Annotated in this window: 21 protein-coding genes; 10 read left to right on the top strand and 11 right to left on the bottom strand. The window is 58.0% G+C overall.

All coding sequences use genetic code 11. The features are described 5' to 3' along the window. Positions 1–13 precede the first annotated feature (13 nt). The 9 genes from hydA (at position 14) to ACR0A1_RS06570 (ending at position 7,997) form a co-directional block, all read left to right on the top strand. The gene (gene hydA / locus ACR0A1_RS06610) at positions 14–1,468 is read left to right on the top strand and encodes a dihydropyrimidinase (RefSeq protein ID WP_480866714.1); all 1,455 of its coding nucleotides are present in this window, start codon (positions 14–16) and stop codon (positions 1,466–1,468) included. Positions 1,469–1,523: 55 nt separating this feature from the next. Further along, positions 1,524–2,321: an ABC transporter ATP-binding protein gene (locus ACR0A1_RS06605; RefSeq protein ID WP_170393376.1), complete on the top strand. Its 798-nt coding sequence runs from the start codon at positions 1,524–1,526 to the stop codon at positions 2,319–2,321. After that, complete coding sequence (locus ACR0A1_RS06600; RefSeq protein WP_170393374.1) at positions 2,321–2,752, top strand: GNAT family N-acetyltransferase; 432 nt, start codon at positions 2,321–2,323, stop codon at positions 2,750–2,752. Before ACR0A1_RS06605 ends, ACR0A1_RS06600 begins: the two co-directional genes overlap by 1 nt. Continuing rightward, entirely contained in the window at positions 2,749–3,666 is a 918-nt protein-coding gene (locus tag ACR0A1_RS06595) for an ABC transporter permease (RefSeq protein WP_170405143.1), read from the top strand. The genes ACR0A1_RS06600 and ACR0A1_RS06595 overlap by 4 nt, the downstream gene beginning before the upstream one ends. Continuing rightward, the gene (locus tag ACR0A1_RS06590; RefSeq protein WP_170393370.1) at positions 3,663–4,508 is read left to right on the top strand and encodes an ABC transporter permease; all 846 of its coding nucleotides are present in this window, start codon (positions 3,663–3,665) and stop codon (positions 4,506–4,508) included. Before ACR0A1_RS06595 ends, ACR0A1_RS06590 begins: the two co-directional genes overlap by 4 nt. 59 nt (positions 4,509–4,567) lie before the next feature. Then, complete coding sequence (locus ACR0A1_RS06585) at positions 4,568–5,557, top strand: ABC transporter substrate-binding protein (RefSeq protein WP_170393369.1); 990 nt, start codon at positions 4,568–4,570, stop codon at positions 5,555–5,557. Positions 5,558–5,718: 161 nt separating this feature from the next. After that, positions 5,719–6,432, top strand: a complete 714-nt coding sequence (locus tag ACR0A1_RS06580; protein ID WP_480866711.1) for an ABC transporter permease — start codon at positions 5,719–5,721, stop codon at positions 6,430–6,432. Further along, positions 6,425–7,159, top strand: coding sequence for an ATP-binding cassette domain-containing protein (locus ACR0A1_RS06575; protein ID WP_480866709.1), 735 nt, complete (start codon positions 6,425–6,427; stop codon positions 7,157–7,159). The genes ACR0A1_RS06580 and ACR0A1_RS06575 overlap by 8 nt, the downstream gene beginning before the upstream one ends. A 22-nt stretch (positions 7,160–7,181) precedes the next feature. Continuing rightward, entirely contained in the window at positions 7,182–7,997 is an 816-nt protein-coding gene (locus tag ACR0A1_RS06570; RefSeq protein ID WP_170393366.1) for a substrate-binding domain-containing protein, read from the top strand. A 39-nt stretch (positions 7,998–8,036) separates the two neighbouring features. Here the strand turns inward: ACR0A1_RS06570 and ACR0A1_RS06565 are convergent, their stop codons facing one another. The 10 genes from ACR0A1_RS06565 to ACR0A1_RS06520 form a co-directional block, all read right to left on the bottom strand. After that, complete coding sequence (locus ACR0A1_RS06565; RefSeq protein WP_170801139.1) at positions 8,037–8,909, bottom strand: helix-turn-helix transcriptional regulator; 873 nt, start codon at positions 8,907–8,909, stop codon at positions 8,037–8,039. Then, on the bottom strand, positions 8,910–9,035 hold the full coding sequence (locus ACR0A1_RS06560; protein WP_255612119.1) for a hypothetical protein: 126 nt from the start codon (positions 9,033–9,035) through the stop codon (positions 8,910–8,912). Between the two features lie 13 nt (positions 9,036–9,048). Next, the gene (locus ACR0A1_RS06555; RefSeq protein ID WP_480866707.1) at positions 9,049–10,311 is read right to left on the bottom strand and encodes a c-type cytochrome; all 1,263 of its coding nucleotides are present in this window, start codon (positions 10,309–10,311) and stop codon (positions 9,049–9,051) included. After that, positions 10,312–11,520, bottom strand: a complete 1,209-nt coding sequence (locus ACR0A1_RS06550; protein ID WP_170405163.1) for a formate dehydrogenase subunit gamma — start codon at positions 11,518–11,520, stop codon at positions 10,312–10,314. A 73-nt stretch (positions 11,521–11,593) separates the two neighbouring features. Next, a complete protein-coding gene (gene fdh3B, locus ACR0A1_RS06545) occupies positions 11,594–12,187 on the bottom strand; it encodes a formate dehydrogenase FDH3 subunit beta (RefSeq protein WP_037307340.1) in 594 nt (197 codons plus the stop codon). 11 nt (positions 12,188–12,198) lie between these two features. Next, positions 12,199–15,093, bottom strand: coding sequence for a formate dehydrogenase subunit alpha (locus tag ACR0A1_RS06540; RefSeq protein WP_480866704.1), 2,895 nt, complete (start codon positions 15,091–15,093; stop codon positions 12,199–12,201). A gap of 105 nt (positions 15,094–15,198) precedes the next feature. Then, entirely contained in the window at positions 15,199–15,387 is a 189-nt protein-coding gene (locus ACR0A1_RS06535) for a ubiquinol-cytochrome c reductase iron-sulfur subunit N-terminal domain-containing protein (protein ID WP_170393361.1), read from the bottom strand. Positions 15,388–15,443: 56 nt separating this feature from the next. Continuing rightward, positions 15,444–16,055, bottom strand: a complete 612-nt coding sequence (locus ACR0A1_RS06530) for a TorD/DmsD family molecular chaperone (RefSeq protein WP_480866702.1) — start codon at positions 16,053–16,055, stop codon at positions 15,444–15,446. 4 nt (positions 16,056–16,059) lie between these two features. Next, complete coding sequence (locus tag ACR0A1_RS06525) at positions 16,060–16,641, bottom strand: DUF3306 domain-containing protein (RefSeq protein ID WP_480866700.1); 582 nt, start codon at positions 16,639–16,641, stop codon at positions 16,060–16,062. Then, a complete protein-coding gene (locus ACR0A1_RS06520) occupies positions 16,638–17,192 on the bottom strand; it encodes a DUF3305 domain-containing protein (protein WP_170510438.1) in 555 nt (184 codons plus the stop codon). Before ACR0A1_RS06520 ends, ACR0A1_RS06525 begins: the two co-directional genes overlap by 4 nt. A gap of 250 nt (positions 17,193–17,442) precedes the next feature. On the opposite strand from ACR0A1_RS06520, the gene ACR0A1_RS06515 reads away from it, so the two are divergent. Continuing rightward, complete coding sequence (locus ACR0A1_RS06515) at positions 17,443–19,398, top strand: 4Fe-4S binding protein (protein WP_480866879.1); 1,956 nt, start codon at positions 17,443–17,445, stop codon at positions 19,396–19,398. Here the strand turns inward: ACR0A1_RS06515 and ACR0A1_RS06510 are convergent. Next, positions 19,392–20,120: a cytochrome c family protein gene (locus tag ACR0A1_RS06510; RefSeq protein WP_170405173.1), complete on the bottom strand. Its 729-nt coding sequence runs from the start codon at positions 20,118–20,120 to the stop codon at positions 19,392–19,394. The genes ACR0A1_RS06515 and ACR0A1_RS06510 overlap by 7 nt on opposite strands. Positions 20,121–20,250 lie beyond the last annotated feature (130 nt).

The raw sequence follows: 20,250 nt of genomic DNA, 5'->3' as shown, positions 1-20,250 counted from the left end.
CAGGGAGTTTAACATGAGCACTGTAATCAAGAACGGAACCGTTGTGACCGCTGATCTGACCTATAAGGCGGATGTAAAGGTCGAAGGTGGTGTGATTACTGAGATTGGGCCGGACCAGCGAGGTGATAAGGAACTTGATGCATCGGGCTGTTATGTCATGCCCGGAGGGATCGACCCGCACACGCATCTGGAAATGCCGTTTATGGGAACCTATTCCAGCGATGATTTCGAAAGCGGAACACGCGCAGCGCTGGCAGGCGGGACCACGATGGTTGTGGATTTCGCGTTGCCTAATCCGGGCGAAAGCCTGTTGGACGCCCTGAAGCGTTGGGACAACAAGTCTACGCGCGCGAACTGTGATTATTCGTTCCATATGGCGGTGACCTGGTGGGGCGAGCAGGTGTTTGACGACATCAAAACCGTCATCGAGACGCGTGGCATCAATACGTTCAAGCATTTCATGGCCTATAAAGGCGCGCTGATGGTGAACGACGATGAGCTGTTTGCTTCGTTCAAGCGTCTGGCCGAGTTGGGTGGCACCGCGATGGTTCATGCCGAGAATGGCGATGTGGTTGCAGAACTGAGTGCGAAGCTATTGGCAGAAGGTAATACCGGGCCAGAGGCGCATGCCTATTCCCGCCCGCCACAGGTGGAAGGTGAGGCAACCAACCGCGCGATCATGATCGCGGATATGGCGGGCGTACCGCTCTATGTGGTGCATACTTCCTGTGAGGAGGCGCATGAGGCTATTCGACGCGCCAAGATGCAGGGCAAACGGGTTTGGGGCGAGCCTTTGATCCAACACCTAACATTGGATGAAAGCGAGTATTTCCATCACGATTGGGAGCATGCGGCACGGCGAGTCATGAGCCCTCCGTTCCGGAATAAGCAGCATCAGGACAGCTTGTGGAACGGTTTGCAATCGGGAACTCTGAGCGTCGTGGCCACGGACCATTGCGCCTTTACGACCGAGCAGAAACGATATGGCGTGGGTGATTTCACCAAAATCCCGAACGGGACCGGAGGGCTGGAGGATCGGATGCCGATGCTTTGGACGCATGGGGTGAATACCGGGCGATTGACGCCGAATGAGTTCGTGGCTGTTACTTCAACTAACATCGCCAAGATATTGAATTGTTATCCGAAAAAAGGTGCGGTTCTCGTGGGAGCGGATGCTGATCTGGTGGTTTGGGATCCGGATAAGGCCAAGGTGATCTCGGCTGATACGCAGCAGTCGTCGATCGACTACAACGTCTTCGAGGGCAAAGAGGTGCGAGGGCTGCCTCGGTTCACGCTGACCCGCGGTGCGGTGGCTGTACATGATGGCGAGATTCAGACTCAGGAAGGGCACGGGAAGTTCGTGGCACGTGAGGCCAATACCCATGTGAACAAGGCGCTGAGCACCTGGAAAGAGTTGACAGCGCCCCGGCCTGTTGAGCGGACAGGTATACCGGCAACGGGTGTATAAACCCCTTGGGTCGCCTTTCTGGCGACCCGGGTCTGAGCTTCTTCAAGGCAATCGAATGAATACAGAAAATACTACTCAGCCCGTTATTGAGGCAAGGCAGCTGGATCTTACATTTCAGACGAATGATGGGCCTATTCATGCGCTGAAAGATGTGAACTTGTCGATTGGCAAGGGGGAGTTCGTTAGTTTTATCGGCCCCTCGGGCTGCGGCAAGACGACGTTCCTGCGCTGTATCGCAGCGCTGGAAACACCGACCGGCGGCACCCTGACCGTGAATGGCATGACGCCTGACGAAGCACGGCGAAAGCGCGCTTATGGGTATGTGTTTCAGGCGGCCGGGCTCTACCCGTGGCGGACCATTGCAAAGAACATCAAGCTGCCGCTTGAGATCATGGGCTATTCCTCCTCCGAGCAGGAGGAACGCGTTAGAAAGGTTCTGGAACTTGTTGATCTTGATGGATTTGGCGGTAAGTTCCCCTGGCAGCTCTCGGGCGGGATGCAACAGCGGGCCAGTATCGCGCGGGCCTTGGCATTTGATGCGGATATTCTGCTGATGGACGAGCCGTTCGGTGCGCTCGATGAGATCGTGCGCGACCATCTGAACGAACAGCTTCTGGCATTATGGGCGCGCACCGAGAAGACCATCGGTTTCGTGACACATTCGATCCCCGAAGCGGTGTATCTCAGCACCAAAATCGTGGTAATGAGCCCTCGGCCCGGCCGGATCACGGATGTGATCGATAGCCCTCTGCCGAAAGAGCGGCCTTTGGATATCCGTGATACGCCCGAGTTTATCGAAGTCGCCCACCGCGTGCGAGAAGGATTGCGAGCGGGTCATGGGGATGATGTGTGATGGCGGATAAAGGCATCAGACGGGCATCCCGCGAAGATGTGGGGGATTGCGCGCGCATCATCGCGACCTGGGCCGCCCAGACCGATTGGATACCCGAGGAATTGCCAGAAGAAAAGCTGGCGGATCTGATTCTTGAGGCGTTTCCGAACAGGGACATCTGGATCGCAGGTGATCCGATTGATTGCTATATGTCTGTCGATCCGGTCGAACATAAGGTTGGTGCGCTGTATTGTTTGCGCACTGGGCAGGGCATCGGCAAGCAATTGCTGGATAAGGCGAAGGAGGGGCGCGACCATCTTTGGCTGACCACACATGTGCCAAATGTCGACGCGCAACGGTTTTATCGGCGCGAGGGCTTTGTTGAGACGGGAAGAGAGCCTCCGGTGCCACCTGACACGGTGCCTGTCATTCGGATGGAGTGGCACGCATGAAGCAGATCATTGCAGTCCTCACCGTGATCGCCGCCATTGTCGTTGTCTGGTACGCGGCCTGTATTCCTATGAATATCAAAGGGGTTCTGACTGAACAGGAGCGCGCGGGTGCTGAAGTCCAACCACCTTCAGCCAAGGATCGCCGGGACATGGGGGAGATCGGTCTGGCCTTGAACAACGCGTTTGCAATCCCAGCTACATGGGAGCAGGACCGCCCGCGGCTGCCTGCACCGCATCAAGTTGGGATTGAGCTGTGGGAAACCACGATTGAGAAAAAAATCACCTCGAAACGCTCTCTGATTTATCATGGCTGGGTCACGCTGAGCGCTACGATGCTGGGTTTTGCTATCGGAACCGGGTTGGGCATCCTGCTGGCGGTCGGGATCGTGCACAGTCGGGTGATGGATCTGTCGGTGATGCCCTGGGCGATCGTCAGCCAGACCATTCCTATCATTGCGCTGGCTCCGATGATTATCGTTGTTCTGTATTCTGTTGGGGTTCAGGGGATCATTCCTAAGGCGATCATTTCGGCGTATCTGAGTTTCTTCCCCGTCGTCGTAGGCATGGTAAAAGGGCTGCGCAGCCCGGATGCTATGCAGTTGGATTTGCTGCGAACCTACAATGCCAGCCGTTCGCAGGGGTTTTGGAAACTGCGGCTGCCGGCCTCGATGCCCTATCTGTTTACATCGCTGAAAATTGGCGTCGCTGCTTCGCTGGTCGGGGCCATTGTTGGAGAACTGCCGACCGGGGCTGTTGCCGGGTTGGGTGCACGGCTGCTGGCCGGTAGCTACTATGGCCAGACGGTACAGATCTGGTCGGCGCTGTTTGCTGCGGCCATTCTCGCCGCCTGTCTCGTCGGGTTGCTGGGGCTGATCGAGCGGACCGTCCTGAAACGAATGGGGATGGCACAATGATACCTATTGTTGGTGCAATCGCTGTCTGGTTATTGGGTTGGTGGTTGAACAGCCGTCTGGCCAGCGGACCCTATTCTGACACGCGGATGGTGCGGTTTCTTGCGCCCCTGATCTTCGGTCTGACCGTGATTGGCATCTGGGAACTGGTGGTGCGTGGACTAGAAGTGCCCTTGGTCATTCTGCCCGCGCCATCAGTCATCTGGGACCGTTTCTGGGATAGTTTGCCAACACTTTGGGCTGACTTTGTTCAAACGATCATCAAGGGAGCACTCAGCGGCTACATCATCGGCTGCGGTTCGGCCTTTCTCATGGCAATTGCCGTGGATAGATGGGATTTCCTGCGCCTCGGGCTTCTTCCCGTCGGCAACTTTGTTGCAGCGCTGCCTATCGTGGGCACCGCACCCATATTAGTGATGTGGTTCGGGTTCGACTGGCATTCCAAGGCGGCGGTCGTCGTAGTGATGGTGTTCTTCCCGATGCTGGTGAACACGGTGGCAGGGCTGCGCGAAGCCACAACGATGCAGCGCGATCTGATGGAGACCTATGCCGCCACCTATTGGCAGAGCTTCCTGAAACTTCGCCTCCCCGCCGCGATGCCGTTTATTTTCAACGGGCTCAAGATTTCTACCACTCTGGCGCTGATCGGCGCTATCGTGGCTGAGTTCTTTGGCTCCCCCACATTGGGCATGGGCTTTCGGATATCGACCAGCGTCGGGCAATTGTCGCTTGATATGGTGTGGGCCGAGATTGTAGTGGCCGCGCTGGCGGGGACGGCCTTCTATGGCGTAGTGGCGATGATCGAAAAGGCGGTGACCTTCTGGCATCCGTCGCAGCGAGGATAAAGGAATAACTCAACAGACCCCATAAACGGGGCAAACATAAGCAACTAGGAGATATGAAGATGAAGAAGCTACTCAGTGGGGCGGTTGCGGCCTTTAGCCTGGCAGCCAGTGCGACACTTGCTGCGGATGAGGTGACACTACAATTGAAGTGGGTCACGCAAGCGCAGTTTGCGGGCTATTATGTGGCAAAAGACAAAGGGTTCTACGAAGAAGAGGGGCTGGACGTCACCATTCTGCCCGGTGGTCCTGATATTGCGCCCACACAGGTGATCGCAGGTGGTGGAGCAGACGTTACGGTGGAATGGATGCCGGCTGCACTTGCCGCGCGCGAAAAGGGTCTGCCTCTGGTGAACATCGCGCAGCCTTTCAAGAGCTCGGGCATGATGCTGACCTGCTGGAAAGATGCGGGGATTGCTTCGCCTGAAGATCTCAAAAATCGCACGCTGGGAGTCTGGTTCTTCGGCAACGAATTCCCGTTCATGAGCTGGATGAGTCAGCTGGGAATCGGTACCGATGGCAAAAGCGACAGCGGTGTCGAAGTGCTGAAACAAGGCTTTAACGTCGACCCGCTGCTGCAGCGTCAGGCCGATTGCATTAGCACCATGACCTACAATGAGTATTGGCAGGTCATTGATGCCGGTGTCACGCCCGAAGAACTGGTAACCTTCAAATACGAAGATCAGGGCGTCGCCACGCTTGAGGATGGTCTATATGTGCTTGAAGAAAATTTGAGCGATGCGGCCTTCACCGACAAGATGGAACGGTTTGTCCGTGCCTCGATGAAGGGTTGGAAATACGCCGAAGAGAACCCGGATGAAGCCGCTGAGATCGTTCTCGAAAACGATGCGACCGGTGCCCAGACCGAGGAGCATCAAAAGCGCATGATGGGCGAGATTGCCAAGCTGACCGCAGGGTCGAACGGGGCGCTGGATCCAGCCGATTTCGACCGCACGGTTGATACCCTGCTGGCGGGCGGATCTGATCCGGTTATCACCAAAAAGCCTGAAGGGGCATGGACACATCAGATCACCGACGCTGCGCTGAACTGAACCAGCTACAGCAAAAGACGCGCCAATCAAACGCGGCCCTGACGGGGCCGCGTTCTTAGTTTTGAATGTCGAATTTGTGCCTGTACTTGCTGGCCAGAACCTTTAGTATTTCCCTGTAATTTATGGCATTTTGTCACAGCATGCGGCATGAATGGTAGAATATGCAGGGATTTGCATCAGAATTCACCCAAGCGCTCTCGCTGATCCTCGGAGGGGATGCAGAGCTGTGGGCAATTGTGTTGTTGTCGCTGCGTGTTTCGATCTTTGCTGTTCTGATTTCGGCGGTCATCGGGATGCCTATTGGGGCAGCTTTGGCCGTCGCGCGGTTTCCGGGACGGCGGGCGCTGATTATCCTTGTGAACGCTCTGATGGGGTTCCCACCAGTTGTCGTCGGTTTGCTGGTCTACCTGATGTTATCCCGATCCGGTCCTCTGGGGGTGCTGGAACTTCTCTACACTCCCACCGCAATGGTCATAGCGCAGGTGGTGCTGGTGACGCCGATCATGGCCGCACTTACCCGGCAGGTAGTCGAGATGCTGGCCGAAGAGTATTCTGAACAGCTTCGCTCGCTCGGCGTATCGCGGTTGGCTTCGATCCCGGTGCTGTTGTGGGACGCGCGTCTGGCTCTGGTCACCGCATTACTGGCCGGGTTTGGCCGGGCAATCGCCGAGGTAGGCGCAGTGATCATCGTCGGCGGCAATATCAATCACGTGACGCGCGTGATGACGACCACGATTGCGCTTGAGACTTCGAAGGGGAACTTGGCGCTGGCGCTGGCCTTGGGTGTGATCCTGATCGGTTTGGCCGTGGCGGTAAACGCGATGGTCAGCGCATTGACCCTGCGGGCCGAGCGGGAAGGGCTGCGCCATGCGTGATGTCGTGACCGAGGTGCCAGGCATGTTAGAGGTCCAAGGGTTGCACATTGCACGCGAAGGCAAGGTGCTGCTCGATGTCCCGCATTTGTGCCTGGATGGCGCGGGTCCGACCATGATCTTGGGTCCAAACGGCGCTGGCAAAAGTCTGTTGCTGCGTTGTCTGCATGGTCTGATTCAACCCGACAGCGGGCGTGTCTGTCAGGACGGTGTTGTGTTGAATGCAGCCCACAAATCGCGGCAGGCGATGGTGTTTCAAAGCCCCGTGTTGCTGCGCCGCTCGGTCGCGGCCAATCTGGACTTTGTGCTAAAGCGGAAATCGATGCCCCGTGCCTTGCGCAGGCATCGTATCGAAGCTTTGCTGGCCGAAGGTGGGCTGGATGGCAAGGCACGTCAATCCGCGCGTTCGCTGTCTGGTGGCGAGGCGCAAAGGTTGGCGATCCTGCGCGCGCTGGCCTTGGACCCCAGGACCTTGTTTCTGGACGAGCCTACCAGCGCTTTAGATCCAAGCGCCATGCAGATGATCGAGCGGATGGTCCTGCGTGCCTCGGCCCGGGGTGTGCGAATCGTGATGGTGACGCATGACATCGGACAAGCGCGGCGCCTGGCATCTGACATCGTGATGATGCAGGCAGGGCATGTGGTTGAACATGGGGGGGCACAGCAGGTGCTGGAAACCCCAAAAAGCAACGAGTCGCGCCGGTATCTGGCTGGCGGTCTGGTAACCTGATTAACAGAGATGGAGACTTCGAATGATCCCTGATTTTGTTCGGGCTTCAATTGTTGCGCTTGGACTGACCACAGGCGCAGGTTTGGCGGAAGAACCCTTTATCGTCGTGCAATCCACGACCTCGACGCAGAACTCGGGTCTGCTGGACTATATCCTGCCAGGGTTTGAGGCTGAAACAGGTATCGATGTACGCGTTGTAGCCGTCGGGACCGGTCAGGCAATCAGGAACGCAATCAACGGGGATGGCGATGTTCTTCTGGTTCATTCCAAGCCCGCTGAAGAGCAGTTTGTAGCAGACGGTTGGGGCGTCGAACGGTTCGATGTCATGTACAATGATTTTGTATTGGTTGGCCCGAAATCTGATCCAGCCGAAATTGCCGGTGGCAACGACATTGTAACCGCTTTGACCGCTTTGGCCGAAGCGAAACTGCCGTTTGCCTCGCGCGGTGATGATAGCGGCACTCACAAAGCCGAGATGCGCTATTGGGAGGCGACCGGCGTTGACCCGACGGAGGCCTCGGGGACTTGGTATCGCGAGACCGGATCGGGGATGGGGGCAACGCTGAACGTGGCCAGCGGCATGGACGCGTATGCTCTGACCGACCGAGCGACTTGGTTGTCTTTCGGAAACCGGGGCAATCTGGAGGTCTTGGTCGAGGGCGATCCGCGCCTGTTTAACCAATATGGTGTAATCCTCGTGAACCCTGAAAAGCACTCCGGCGTTCGCGCCGCTGCCGGGCAAAGGTTTATCGACTGGCTTATCGGCCCTGATGGACAGGCGGCGATTGCGTCTTACACGCTGGATGGTGAGCAGTTGTTTTTTCCGAACGCACAGTAAGTTCGCCTTGGGTTAGCGCAACAAGGAATGGACGACGGATCAGCCACTGGCGCCGTTGTGGTGGATCCGACCCAGATTTGCGAGGTCATAGCCGCCTAGTTCATCAGCGCGTTCGGTAAAACGCTCGGATTTCAAAAACCGGGTCAGCGTCTGCATGGGGGCCTCGAAGAAGGCGCGGCGCCAGATTGCAAGGTCCAGACGCTCGGAATGGGTGGGCATGAAATTCAGCCCATACGGGCGCGCCAGTGCACCAAGGCCAAAACCAACCTCTGCCTTGCCGTCACGCAGGGCGGTGGCCAGCTCTTCTTCTGTGCGGGCGCAAACGGGCAGGGTGTTCAGATCATCACGACCCAGACCGTGGGCGTCGAGCAGTGCATCGAACAGACGCTGGCTGGCGGCGCTGTCTTGCCGCAGAATGATCCGTCTGCCTTTCAGATCCTGAAACCCCGAGATGTCCGAAGTGCCGGGTGCCAGCAACAGGCCGCGCTGCCGGTTGGCAATCTGGTAGAGGATCACAGGTGCTTCGCCCATCGTGTCGCGCAGGGTCTGAGTGTTGAAGCCTTCTGGTTCGTGGATATGCAAGGCCGCCGCCTGTGCGCTGCGCTCCGCAAGACGATTCAGCCCGTCGAAAGACCCATCATAGTAAGTCGCAAGCCCAGAGCCGCTTTCCCGCAAAGCCCAGTCCAACAGGGGATCGTGGCTACCTGCCACGATCGGCGGCAGGGGTGGTTCGACGACATCGGGGCCAGAGCGTGAGGCGTTGAGCCACGCTATGATCTCGGCTTTTGGGAACAACAGCTTGCCCATGGCGCGTACACACGGGATTTCGCCCGAGGATGCCAGATCATAGGCCTTCCGCTCACCAATGCGCAGCAGATCCGCCAATTCGCGGGTGGTCAGGTATTGCGGCATTCAGTCGAGGCGTACAGCCGAACCGGACGTCTTGTCGGCGGCGCTGAAACCGAATTGATCCAGCGTGTAAGGAGCGGCGACAGTGATCACGACCATCGCGGCGACGGCGGTCAGAAAGGCTTTCATGTTCTCCTCCGGCTCAATCCTGCGGTGCGGTGGCGCTGCGCAGAAACGCGACCAGGTCTATCCGGTCCTGTGCTTGCGTGATCCGCTGCATCGGCATCTTTGACCCAGGAATGTAGTGGTCCGGGCCTTCGTCGAAAAGGGCATTTATGGTCTCTTCACTCCAAATGATATCAGAGTCTTGCAGCGTATCCGAGTACAAATAACCGGGCAATGTGCCCGCTTTCCGCCCGAAGATGTCGTGCAAGGTAGGACCCGCACGTCGACCCCCATCCGGCGTCAGGCTGTGACAGATCGAACACTTGCGTGCAAATTGCCGTTCTCCGTTGCCCATCTCGCTTGGGTCTTTCAGAAAGCTGGGTTCGGCAGCGGCCATCTGTTCGCTATCGCCCAGCGCTGAAACGGGCCAGCTGTACATTGCCTCATCAATGCCGCCTGCGTGAAGATTTTGACCATCTGCAGAAAAAGCGAGCGCCCAAACCGGACCGCGCAGGGTGGCACGGAAATCTTGTGCAATGCGCCATTCGAAAGTGTCGATGACCATTATAAAGCCTTCACCATCGCCGACAGCCAACAGCTTGCGATCGGGGCTCAGTGCCATGGCGAGGATCGGGCGCCGATCCAACGTAAAGTCATGTTCTTCTTCGGTGGCGAGGATCAGGATGCGTGTCACTCCATCGACGGTACCGTAGGCGATCCAGTTGTCTTGTGCGTTCAGGACCAATTCATTGATGCCAAAACCATGCTCGATCAGGCGATTTGTTTCCTGACCGCTGGCGACATCCCAGATACGCAACGCTCCGTCGACACCTGCCGAATAAAGCTGCTTTCCGTCCGGCGTAAAAACAACTGCATTCACCCCGCTGCCGATTGGCCCAAGCAGGGTCGGCTCGGACCCGTCCACCGGCCACAGGCCGATGGTACCATCCCAGCTGGCCGTCGCGATATGAGTTTTCGACGCTGCAATGCCGATAATCTTGCCTTTGTGCTGCCCGACTACATCCCCGCCGGGCCAGCGGCGGAGGGTGAAGTCATCCCCGGCAGAATAGATTGCAGTGCCATTGAAAACGACCGAGTTCACTGCCGCTTCGTGCCCCTCCAGCCATTCCGGTGTCTGTCCGGTCCAGAGACCGACCGAATTGTCGAAACTGGCCGTTGCGATGCGCCCATCCGGTGCCGAAGCGATCCCCATGATCGGCCCGCCATGGCCTTTGAGCGTGAAAAACTCGGACCAGGCGGGCAGGGGGGTCAAAACAAGCGCAAGAGCGAGCCAGCGCATCTATTCTGCAGGTGAGGCCGATGCCTTGCCGGCCTCTTTTTCTTGCACCTCTTCCAGCCACAGCGAGTGGTGCTCGCGTGCCCATTGTTCTTCGACTTCACCGGTGCCCATGGCGTCAAACGCACCCTCCATGCCCACCGAGCCAAGGTAGATATGGGCGATGATGATGGCGATGAACACGTAGGCGACCATGACATGCCAAACTTGGGCATATTGCATCTCTTCCTGCGGTGACATCTGCACTGGCAGGTTCAGACCCAACGCCTGCGGAATACCTGTCGAATTGGCGATTGAGAAGGTTTTGGCGAACATCGGCAGCTCGAACGGGAATAGCAGCGACAGGCCTGACAGGCTGATAGAGACACCCAGTAGAATGCAAGCCCAGAAGATTATCTTTTGACCCGCATTGAATTTCTTGGCTGGTGGATGGCTGTCTTTGGTGAACAAGCCCCCTCCGGCGGCCAACCATTTCAGGTCGGTCTTGTTGGGGATGTTATGGGCAATCCAGTTTATGGTGATGATTATCAGACCCAACATGAAGGCCCATGCGAGGTTGTTGTGAAGCCACTTGCACCCTTGCGCGATAGTGGCGAACCCTTCTTTGCCAAAGACCGGGATCAAGAAATCGCGGCCATAAAGGGTCAGCAGGCCTGTGATGCCGAGCACAAGGAACGACCCGGCAAAGAGCCAGTGACCGAAACGTTCGAAACTATTGAAACGAAGGACCGTGCGGCCGGTTTTTTCTCCGTCGATGCGGATTTTTCCTCGGATCAGAAAGAAAAGCACAATGATCGCAAGCATTCCGCCCAGAATGTAGGTTCCATATTCACGCAACGGGCCAGTTCGGAAGTTCAACCACCACATGCCGCCGTCTTGAATCAGCACGCTGTCCGCAGGTCCCTGGGATGAAACGGTGACGTCCGCAGATCCGTAACGCAGCGCGCGGTAGACGTCACTGTCAGAGGCAACACCATGGGTGCCGAACTGTCCCAGCAGGCCTTCAACATTGCCCTGACCGGTGTTTTCAGACCTGTAGCTGTTGTCGACCTTCTCGCCACGCTGGCGGGCCAGAATGTCCTCAAGCGTGGTCGCGCCGCCGGTTGTAGACCGGTCGGTCGAATCCGCAGGGGCGGCCCCCTCACTGGTTTGAGCGCCCGCAACTTGGGTCAGCGTTAGCGAAAGCAGGAAAGCGATGAATAAGCGCAACATCGGAACCTCAATAAAAATCCAATGCAGGATGACCCACATCTGCGGGTCATCCGTTTTGCTTTAGTAGACGGGGTCAGCCGTCTTTCTGATCGTAGGCCGTGCCCCAACCCCAAGCGCCCGAACCAAATCCGCGCGCGACGACACGCTCACGGTAAATAGCCGAGACCACGTCGCCATCGCCGGCGAGCAGGGCCTTGGTAGAACACATCTCGGCGCAGATGGGCAATTTGCCCTCTGCGATCCGGTTGCGACCGTATTTGGCGAACTCTGCGGTCGAGTGCGTTTCCTCGGGGCCGCCAGCACAGAAGGTACATTTGTCCATCTTGCCTCGCGATCCGAAGTTGCCCGCCTGCGGGTATTGCGGCGCGCCGAAGGGGCACGCATAGAAGCAATAGCCGCAGCCAATGCACAGGTCCTTGGAGTGCAGGACGACCCCTTCTTCGTTCTGATAGAAGCAGTCGACCGGGCACACCGCCATGCAGGGCGCATCCGAACAATGCATACAGGCCACCGAGATCGAGCGTTCACCCGGATTGCCGTCATTGATCGTCACCACCCTGCGGCGGTTGATGCCCCACGGCACCTCGTGCTCGTTCTTACACGCGGTTACGCAGGCGTTACACTCGATGCAGCGTTCAGCGTCGCAGAGAAACTTTGCTCTAGCCATTATCGTCCTCCTTACGCTGACCAGATTTTGCAGAGAGTCGCTTTGGTCTCTTGCATCTGGGTCACTGAATCATAGCCATAGGTCTGGGCGGTGTTGGTACTTTCACCCAGCACATAGGGGTCTGCACCGGCAGGATACTTGTGCCGCTGGTCTTCGCCCTGGAAATGGCCGCCAAAGTGGAAGGGCATGAAGGCGACACCGGCGCCGACTCTGTTAGTCAGCATCGCCATCACCTTGACCTTGCCGCCCTCAGGACCTTCGACCCAGACCTGTGATCCGTCCCGAATACCAAGGTTGTTGGCATCGCGCGGATTGATCTCGACGAACATGTCTTGCTGGAGCTCAGCCAGCCACGGGTTCGACCGCGTCTCATCGCCGCCACCCTCATACTCGACCAGACGACCAGACGTGAGGATTATCGGGTAATCCTTTGAAAAGTCGTTCTTTTGGATCGACGCATAAAGGGTAGGTAGACGATAGGCCTGACGGTCATCGTAGGTTGGATAGTCCTCCACCAGATCGCGCCGGTTTGTATAGAGTGGCTCGCGGTGCAGTGGGATCGGATCCGGGAAGGTCCATACGACCGCGCGTGCCTTTGCGTTCCCGAAGGGCGCACAGCCATGGGCAATCGCGACCCGCTGGATACCGCCGCTAAGGTCGGTTTTCCAGTTGGTCTCTGGTCCCGCAACGGCGTCGATGGCCGCACGTTCCTCAGCCGTCAGGTCACCGTCCCAGCCAAGGTCCATCAGCATCTGCATCGTGAATTCCGGATAACCATCCTGAATTTCCGACCCAACACTATAGACCCCTTCGGCCAGCAGGTTGTCACCATCCCGTTCCACGCCGAAACGGGCGCGGAAGGTCAGGCCGCCTTCGGCCACCGGTTTGGACATATCATACAGGTTTGGTGTCCCCGTATGACCCATCTCAGCCGTTCCCCAGCAGGGCCAGGGCAGACCGTAATACTCGCCGTCGTTGGGGCCACCAATGGCTTGCAGTGTGGTTCTGTCGAACGTGTGCTGGTTGGCCATATGGCTTTTCAGACGTTCCGGCGACTGACCGGTATAGCCAATTGTCCAAAGGCCGCTGTTGAACTCACGCGTGATGCTTTCAACATTCGGGGTTTCGGGATCTTCCATCTCGATATTGCGGAAGAACCGATCCGCCCAGCCGAACTTGTTGGCGAACTTGGCCATGATGACCTCGTCCGGCAGGCTTTCGAACAGAGGTTCGACCACGCGGTCCCGCCACTGCAGCGATCGGTTCGAGGCCGTGACCGAGCCACGGGTTTCGAACTGCGTACAGGCGGGCAGCAGATAGACGCCATCGGTGCGGTCATGCAGCACGGCCGAGACGGTGGGATACGGGTCGATCACGACCAGCATGTCCAGCTTCTCCATCGCCGTCTTCATTTCCGTCATCCGGGTCTGCGAGTTGGGCGCGTGGCCCCACAGAACCATGGCGCGGACGTTGTTGTCCTGATCCATGTTAGCTGGGTCTTCGAGAACACCGTCGATCCAGCGGGAAACCGGGATGCCGCGCTCATTCTGCAGCGGTTTATCCTTGCCTTCCTTATCCTTGATCGTGGCGAACTGGCCTGCAAGCCACTCGGGCTCTTCACCCCAGACACGGGCCCAGTGACCCCATGCGCCTTTTGACAAGCCATAGTAGCCGGGCAGGGTATGGGACAGAACACCAAGGTCTGTCGCGCCTTGCACGTTGTCATGGCCGCGGAAGATGTTGGTGCCACCACCTGAGGTGCCCATGTTGCCAAGCGCAAGCTGAAGCACGCAGTAGGCGCGAGTGTTGTTGTTGCCGTTGGTGTGCTGCGTACCACCCATGCACCATACAACGGTACCGGGGCGGTTGTTCACCATGGTCCGTGCGACGCGGCGCAGCTGCGAGCCGGGCGTGCCGGTGACACGTTCAACCTCATCCGGGTTCCACTTGGCAACCTCTTCGCGGATCTGGTCCATGCCCCAGACACGGGTGCGGATGAACTCTTTGTCCTCCCAGCCGTTGTCGAAGATGTGCCACAGGATACCCCAGATCAGCGCAACGTCTGTGCCGGGGCGGAAGCGGACATATTCATCCGCATGGGCCGCGGTGCGCGTAAAGCGCGGGTCGCAGACGATTAAAGGCGCATTGTTCTGCTCTTTCGCACGCAGGATATGCAGCAGCGAGACGGGGTGCGCCTCGGCCGGGTTACCACCGATAATGAAGATGGCCCGGCTGTTGTGCATGTCGTTGTACGAATTGGTCATGGCGCCGTAGCCCCATGTATTCGCAACACCCGCGACAGTGGTCGAGTGGCAGATACGGGCCTGATGGTCCACGTTGTTCGTGCCCCAATAGGCGGCGAACTTGCGGAACAGATAGGCCTGTTCGTTATTGTGCTTCGCAGACCCCAGCCAGTACACGCTGTCCGGCCCGGATTCTTCGCGGATGCTCATCATGCCATCGCCGATCTCGTTGATCGCCTCTTCCCAGCTGATGCGCTTCCACTCGCCACCTTCCTTTTTCATCGGGTATTTCAGGCGGCGCTCGCCATGGGCGTGCTCGCGGACCGAGGCCCCTTTGGCGCAGTGTGCACCCAGATTGAATGGGCTGTCCCAGCCGGGTTCTTGCCCGATCCAGACTCCGTTCTGTACCTCGGCAACGACCGTGCAGCCGACCGAGCAGTGAGTGCATACGGATTTGATATTCTCAACGGCGGTGTTTGCCGCTGTCTGGGCACTGGCGGGCGTCACGGTTCCACCCGTGGCGCTGATCGTGGCAAGGCCGCCGATCGTCAGGCCCGAGCCACGCAAGAATGCGCGGCGATCGACGGTTTTCTCGCCGACCTGGGACAGGATACTTGTCCGCTGGGGGCGTCTCGCAACCCCGTTGGTCTTTTTCCTAAGCATTTCTTTCCTCCCTTGCTGGCCATGTAACCCATGGCTGGCTTGGTACTTCGCGAAACCGACTTCAGGGCCAATCGCAACCGTCAGTCGGGTATGACTACGTCCGGGTCAGAACCGGGCGCTGTCGAGGTATGCGCGCGTATGCGCGGTGTCCTGCATCCGGGTTTCGTCCGTCGGCAATTCGGCTGCTTCGGCTTTCCCAGACAGGCTGGCGGCGGCTACAGCAGCGGGCGCTGCGGTTCCGGCCAGTTTCAGGAAGTCGCGGCGGGTTGCGCCTTCTTCCTTGGTCTTGCTCATGGGCTCCTCCTGTCCCAATTGCGGTTTGGTGCCTAATGGCACCGGCGAGTGGCGGGCTAGGCCGCCGTCATTCGAAAGGCTTCACGTTCGATCTCCATGAACACCCGACCAGCCGTGCCGACCGAGGCGTAGAGAACCGAGTTCTCGGCACCTTCCAAATCCGAATAGAAATGCGCGGCCCAGGGCCCGATATGTTTGCTCCAGAACGCCTTTTGATCTTCCAGCGTGGCGGGCGCGCCGAACCGACCGACGATCATGCCCGCCATCATTTCCATTAGCGAGGCGATGTTGTCTTCGGGTTCATATACATTCTGCGCCCGGGTGATGCCCCGCGCGGCCATGTCATTGCGCAGCTGCGCCAGGGGTTTTTCGTTCAGAAATCCCGTCAGGTAGAAAGAGGCATAAGGCAGCAGTTCGCCTCGGCCCAATCCGATGAACAGTGCGTTGAATTCGCGCTCTGCGGCGGCAGGCTTGGTCACCTTGGCCACCCGTGCCATTGCCTGAATGGCCTGACCTAGATCCGAGTCATCACCGCTTAGCCCGGCCATCTGATCCAAAAGTAACTGATCGGGTGGACCGGCCAATAGCAGGCCAAGAAAATTATAGAAATCCGCACGCAGACGATCCTCAGCCGAGATATCCAATGTTTGCGCGTTGTCTGCGGTCATAGAGTTATCCTTCGAATTCGAATTTCATACGGCGTGGAGCAGGGGGAAGTTCGATCTCCTCTGGCTCTTCCATTTCAACCATCTGTGGGGCTTCCGGTTCTGGTTCGACGGCGTTGATCGGTTCTTCACCTGACTCGATCGCCTCGGGCATGTCAGCTTCTGTTTCTGCTTCGGACACTTCTGCTTCTGCAGCGAGCGCTTCGACATGCGCCAACATACCCTTGCCAACCTGATACGCGGTCTGGATGTTCTCAATCACGCAAGCCGCATCGGTATAATCCTCGCCGTAATCGACCAGCCCGTCGACATTGGCCAGAACAGGATTCAACCGCCATAGGCGCCGCAAGGCGCGGCGGCGCAAACGGTCAGGTACAGCTTTGGCCATGAAGCCCGAGACATCATCGCCGGCTTCCAGCGTATCGGGATCGGGCAGATCAAACTCGGCCAGAATTTCGGCGTCGCTTTTTTCCTCCAGCTCAGCTTGCCGCGTTGTGATGATCTGTTCCTCTGCGGCCAAAGCTTCTGCTTCGGTCTCGGCCTGAACGGCGGCCTTGCGGCGGGACCAGAAATCGCGGGCCTGGGTCATTGCAGCACCCGACGCGGAGCCCGGTAGACATCTGAATCCTGCCGGATTCGTGCATCGCCCTTGCCGTCTTCCACCAGATCGGTGCGTTTCTTGTCCCGTTTACGTTTTATGAACACCTCGTCCTGATGATGCTGCAGGGTGAAATCGCGGAGCCATGCAATCAACCCTTCGGTCATCGGAATCTTCTCAACGATCTCTTCGCCGGTATCCGCATAATCCTGCCCCTCGAACGGTGAGGCGGTGATCAATACGGCATTCAGGGGTGTTTCGCCTTTCAGCTCATCCCGCAAAACCAGGTACAGCGAAGGTTGACCGTCCGACAGGTTGACCATGTAGGCTTCGGTTTCATCGGCCCAGAGGGTGAGGGGCAGGGTGGCTGCATGGTATTCGATGGCCTCACCTTCACGTCGCAACTCTTGCCAGTCGGCAGGCCCTGCACCTGGCAAAACAGCGACCGCGCGCCAGTTCCAACGCGCCCAGCGTGTCACCCCGGGTGTTCTGCGCACGACGACGCCAATTGTCATTTCAGTCCGGCTTGCGGCCTTGGCCACTGGCTCCTCCCCGGAAGGCTCTCCCCTGCCTTCCATTGATGTACTATGTTACATAAATTGGCGACCTGCCAAGTCTAGTTTCGCCTAATATGAGACATTCACTTAGAGTTTATTTCCAACTTCAGGTTTTGATGGCGATTTGTGATGAAAAATAATGCACATATCGGGATTTTCTCTGATGCTTCGCATTGCCTCGGCGCGGATTGGGTCTAAGCTGCTGATGGGGCAGAACGCAGCGTCGGGAGGGGAAATGGCCAGCAAGCTCATATTGTGTGATTGCGAGGGGACGCAGTCCCTGAACGCAGATGGTATTTCTGCGGCCTGCGATACGGAGTGCTCGAAGGTGCATACCGCCCTTTGTACGCGCCAGATTCAAACTGCCGCCGAGTTGATGACGGGCGATGAGCAGGTGGTGTTTGCTTGCGCTCAGGAAAGTGCAGTTTTTAGCGAGCTTGCCGAGGAACTGGGTGTTGAAGCCCCCGGATTTGTCGATCTGCGCGACCGAGCTGGCTGGTCCGAACAGGGGACCGATGCAACCCCCAAAATGGCTGCGCTCGCGGCTGAGGCATTACTGCCGCAGCCAGTGACCCCAAGTTTCGATGTCATCAGTGAAGGAACCTGCTGTATTGTCGGGCCCGGAGAGGTTGTCTTTCCGTTGGCCGAACAGCTGTCCGCTGTGTTGGCCGTGACTGTGCTTTTGGTTGACGATGCAGAACCGCTAAGCCGCAACTATGACGTTGCGCGCGCACGGATACGCAGACTGACCGGCGCGCTGGGCGGATTTGTTTGGCATCTGGATCAGGTGCAGCAACTAGATCCCGGCGGACGCGGAGAATTTGGTTGGAGCGCACCCCGTGACGGTGCAACGTCGCGTTGCGACATTGTTGTTGATCTGACCGGAGCAACACCTTTGGTTAATGCCCCCGAAAAGCGCGAGGGGTACTTGCGCGCTGATCCCCGCGATGCGGTGGCCGTCGCGCGTCTTGCTTTTGAAGCGGTGCAACTGGTCGGGACCTTTGAAAAACCGCTCTATGTCCGATTGGATGAGACGCTTTGCGCCCATTCGCGAGCGGAACAAACGGGGTGTTCAAACTGTCTGGACGTCTGCCCGACCGGTGCGATCACACCGGCTGGCGATCATGTAGCCATTGATCCGATGATTTGCGCCGGGTGCGGTGAGTGTTCGGCGTTGTGCCCGTCGACTGCCATTACATATGAAGATCCTCCGGTGTCGGCGGTATTGTCGCGGATGCACATACTGGCCCGGACCTTCCGGCGCGCGGGCGGCGTTGCACCGCGATTACTGGTGCACGACGCCCATGGGGCGCAGATGATCCGGATGGCGGCCCGGTTTGGACGGGGACTGCCAGCGGATGTCATTCCGCTTGAGCTGAATGTGGTTTCGGGCTTTGGACATGCCGAGATGCTCGCAGCGCTGGCGCATGGCTTTGCGCGCGCCGATATCCTGATTAGCCCCAAGACCGAACGGGACGCGCTTGATCGTGAATTAGAGCTGGCTCGGGCTATCGCAGTGCACGACGCGCTGAGTCTGATTGATGAAACCGACCCGGATGCGCTGGCAGATCTGCTTTATGCGCAGAATGTTCCGCAGCCATTGGCTGATCCGGTGCTTCCACTGGGTAATCGTCGTCAAATAGCGCGTCTGGCGGGGCAAGCTTTGAACCCGGAGGTCGAGGTGCCGCTGGCCTTGCCCGAGGGCGCGCCTTATGGCGCGATTGCAGTGAATACCGACACCTGTACATTGTGCCTGAGTTGCGTGTCCCTTTGCCCATCGGGGGCGCTGATCGATAACCCGGACAAGCCGCAGTTGAATTTCCAGCAGGACGCCTGCCTGCAATGCGGGATTTGCCGAACGATCTGCCCAGAACAGGCGATCACACTAGTGCCCCAGCTTGATCTGAGCGACCAAGCGCTGTCACAACAGGTGCTGAATGAAGAGGAACCCTTTGAATGCGTCGAATGCGGCGCAGCGTTTGGCGTTAAATCAACGGTTGAGCGGATCATGGAAAAGTTGTCGGGCACACATCCGATGTTCGCGACCTCGGATCAGGCGCGGATGATCCAGATGTGCGACAATTGCCGGGTGAACGCCCAGTTCCATAGCGCTGACAATCCATTTCAATCCGCCCCCAGACCACGGGTTGTCACAACGGATGATTACCTTTCAAAGCGCAAGGATCACTGAAGTTGCAGTGGCGCGCCCAGATCGGCGGCGCGCATGGCGGTCACGAAAGCCAGAATTGCTTCGAGGTCATCCAGGCTCATCTCGACCGGATGGATCGGCGAGGGACGCTCGGGCGGGAAAGGTTCGGTGACGCCCTCGATCTGCGTGAAAGCTGGGTGTGGGTTCAGGGCAAAGAACGCCTGAAACCGTTCCGACCAGTCGGGCATTGCGCGCAGCACTGCGAAAGACGGGGTCGAACCCAGCCCGTTCATCCGATTCTTTGGGCCAATTACGTGGCACCGGCCACAATGGGTCATCGACAGATCTTCGCCAAGCAGCGCGTTTCCGTCGACCACGACCTCTTTGGTAACAGTGGCAGTTTCGAAACTTGCGCTAAAGGGCGTGCCCTCGTCGGGGATGAAGTTTTCAACCGTCCGTCTGCCAATGTCGGAAAGTAGCCATTCACGAAACCTTACCTGCTTGGCGCTGTCGTCGATTCGTAGATGATAGACCACCCCGTCACGGGCAAAGACCGGATCGCCGGGCGAACTCGGGGCCAGTGACATGACGCCGCTTTCATCCGCAACAACACGTATTCCGGTCTTGAGAGAAAAGCGCGGAAGAATATGTTGCAAAAGACCTGAGTTTGTCACCTCATCCGGGGCGGCAAGGCCCAATGCCTCTTGCGACCAAGAGGGGGTGGCGGTGAGCGTCAGGCTCAGGCACAACAGGACAAAGCGCATGGTTAAGCCTAACGGCGGCTGACCCGATGCGTCAAATGTACAAAATGAGACGGAGACACATGCAATGAGCGGCGACTATATTCTGTCGATACGCAAGGCGCCCAGCGTGGGGCGGATCAAGGGGAATACG

This window comes from Ruegeria sp. D6 (assembly GCF_056534365.1).
Note: the sequence above shows the minus strand (reverse complement) of the source record. Positions and strands in the feature narration are given on the sequence as shown.

What these genes read in the sequence shown, in the direction of transcription:
- ACR0A1_RS06515 (WP_480866879.1), top strand. Translation starts at nt 17,443, where the DNA reads ATGGCCAGCAAGCTCATATTGTGTGATTGCGAGGGGACGCAGTCCCTG.
- ACR0A1_RS06535 (WP_170393361.1), bottom strand. Translation starts at nt 15,387, where the DNA reads ATGAGCAAGACCAAGGAAGAAGGCGCAACCCGCCGCGACTTCCTGAAA.
- ACR0A1_RS06595 (WP_170405143.1), top strand. Translation starts at nt 2,749, where the DNA reads ATGAAGCAGATCATTGCAGTCCTCACCGTGATCGCCGCCATTGTCGTT.
- ACR0A1_RS06580 (WP_480866711.1), top strand. Translation starts at nt 5,719, where the DNA reads ATGCAGGGATTTGCATCAGAATTCACCCAAGCGCTCTCGCTGATCCTC.
- ACR0A1_RS06510 (WP_170405173.1), bottom strand. Translation starts at nt 20,120, where the DNA reads ATGCGCTTTGTCCTGTTGTGCCTGAGCCTGACGCTCACCGCCACCCCC.
- ACR0A1_RS06600 (WP_170393374.1), top strand. Translation starts at nt 2,321, where the DNA reads ATGGCGGATAAAGGCATCAGACGGGCATCCCGCGAAGATGTGGGGGAT.
- ACR0A1_RS06565 (WP_170801139.1), bottom strand. Translation starts at nt 8,909, where the DNA reads ATGCCGCAATACCTGACCACCCGCGAATTGGCGGATCTGCTGCGCATT.
- ACR0A1_RS06575 (WP_480866709.1), top strand. Translation starts at nt 6,425, where the DNA reads ATGCGTGATGTCGTGACCGAGGTGCCAGGCATGTTAGAGGTCCAAGGG.
- ACR0A1_RS06560 (WP_255612119.1), bottom strand. Translation starts at nt 9,035, where the DNA reads ATGAAAGCCTTTCTGACCGCCGTCGCCGCGATGGTCGTGATCACTGTC.
- ACR0A1_RS06555 (WP_480866707.1), bottom strand. Translation starts at nt 10,311, where the DNA reads ATGCGCTGGCTCGCTCTTGCGCTTGTTTTGACCCCCCTGCCCGCCTGG.
- ACR0A1_RS06570 (WP_170393366.1), top strand. Translation starts at nt 7,182, where the DNA reads ATGATCCCTGATTTTGTTCGGGCTTCAATTGTTGCGCTTGGACTGACC.
- ACR0A1_RS06530 (WP_480866702.1), bottom strand. Translation starts at nt 16,055, where the DNA reads ATGACCGCAGACAACGCGCAAACATTGGATATCTCGGCTGAGGATCGT.
- ACR0A1_RS06590 (WP_170393370.1), top strand. Translation starts at nt 3,663, where the DNA reads ATGATACCTATTGTTGGTGCAATCGCTGTCTGGTTATTGGGTTGGTGG.
- ACR0A1_RS06605 (WP_170393376.1), top strand. Translation starts at nt 1,524, where the DNA reads ATGAATACAGAAAATACTACTCAGCCCGTTATTGAGGCAAGGCAGCTG.
- hydA (WP_480866714.1), top strand. Translation starts at nt 14, where the DNA reads ATGAGCACTGTAATCAAGAACGGAACCGTTGTGACCGCTGATCTGACC.
- ACR0A1_RS06525 (WP_480866700.1), bottom strand. Translation starts at nt 16,641, where the DNA reads ATGACCCAGGCCCGCGATTTCTGGTCCCGCCGCAAGGCCGCCGTTCAG.
- ACR0A1_RS06585 (WP_170393369.1), top strand. Translation starts at nt 4,568, where the DNA reads ATGAAGAAGCTACTCAGTGGGGCGGTTGCGGCCTTTAGCCTGGCAGCC.
- ACR0A1_RS06550 (WP_170405163.1), bottom strand. Translation starts at nt 11,520, where the DNA reads ATGTTGCGCTTATTCATCGCTTTCCTGCTTTCGCTAACGCTGACCCAA.
- fdh3B (WP_037307340.1), bottom strand. Translation starts at nt 12,187, where the DNA reads ATGGCTAGAGCAAAGTTTCTCTGCGACGCTGAACGCTGCATCGAGTGT.
- ACR0A1_RS06540 (WP_480866704.1), bottom strand. Translation starts at nt 15,093, where the DNA reads ATGCTTAGGAAAAAGACCAACGGGGTTGCGAGACGCCCCCAGCGGACA.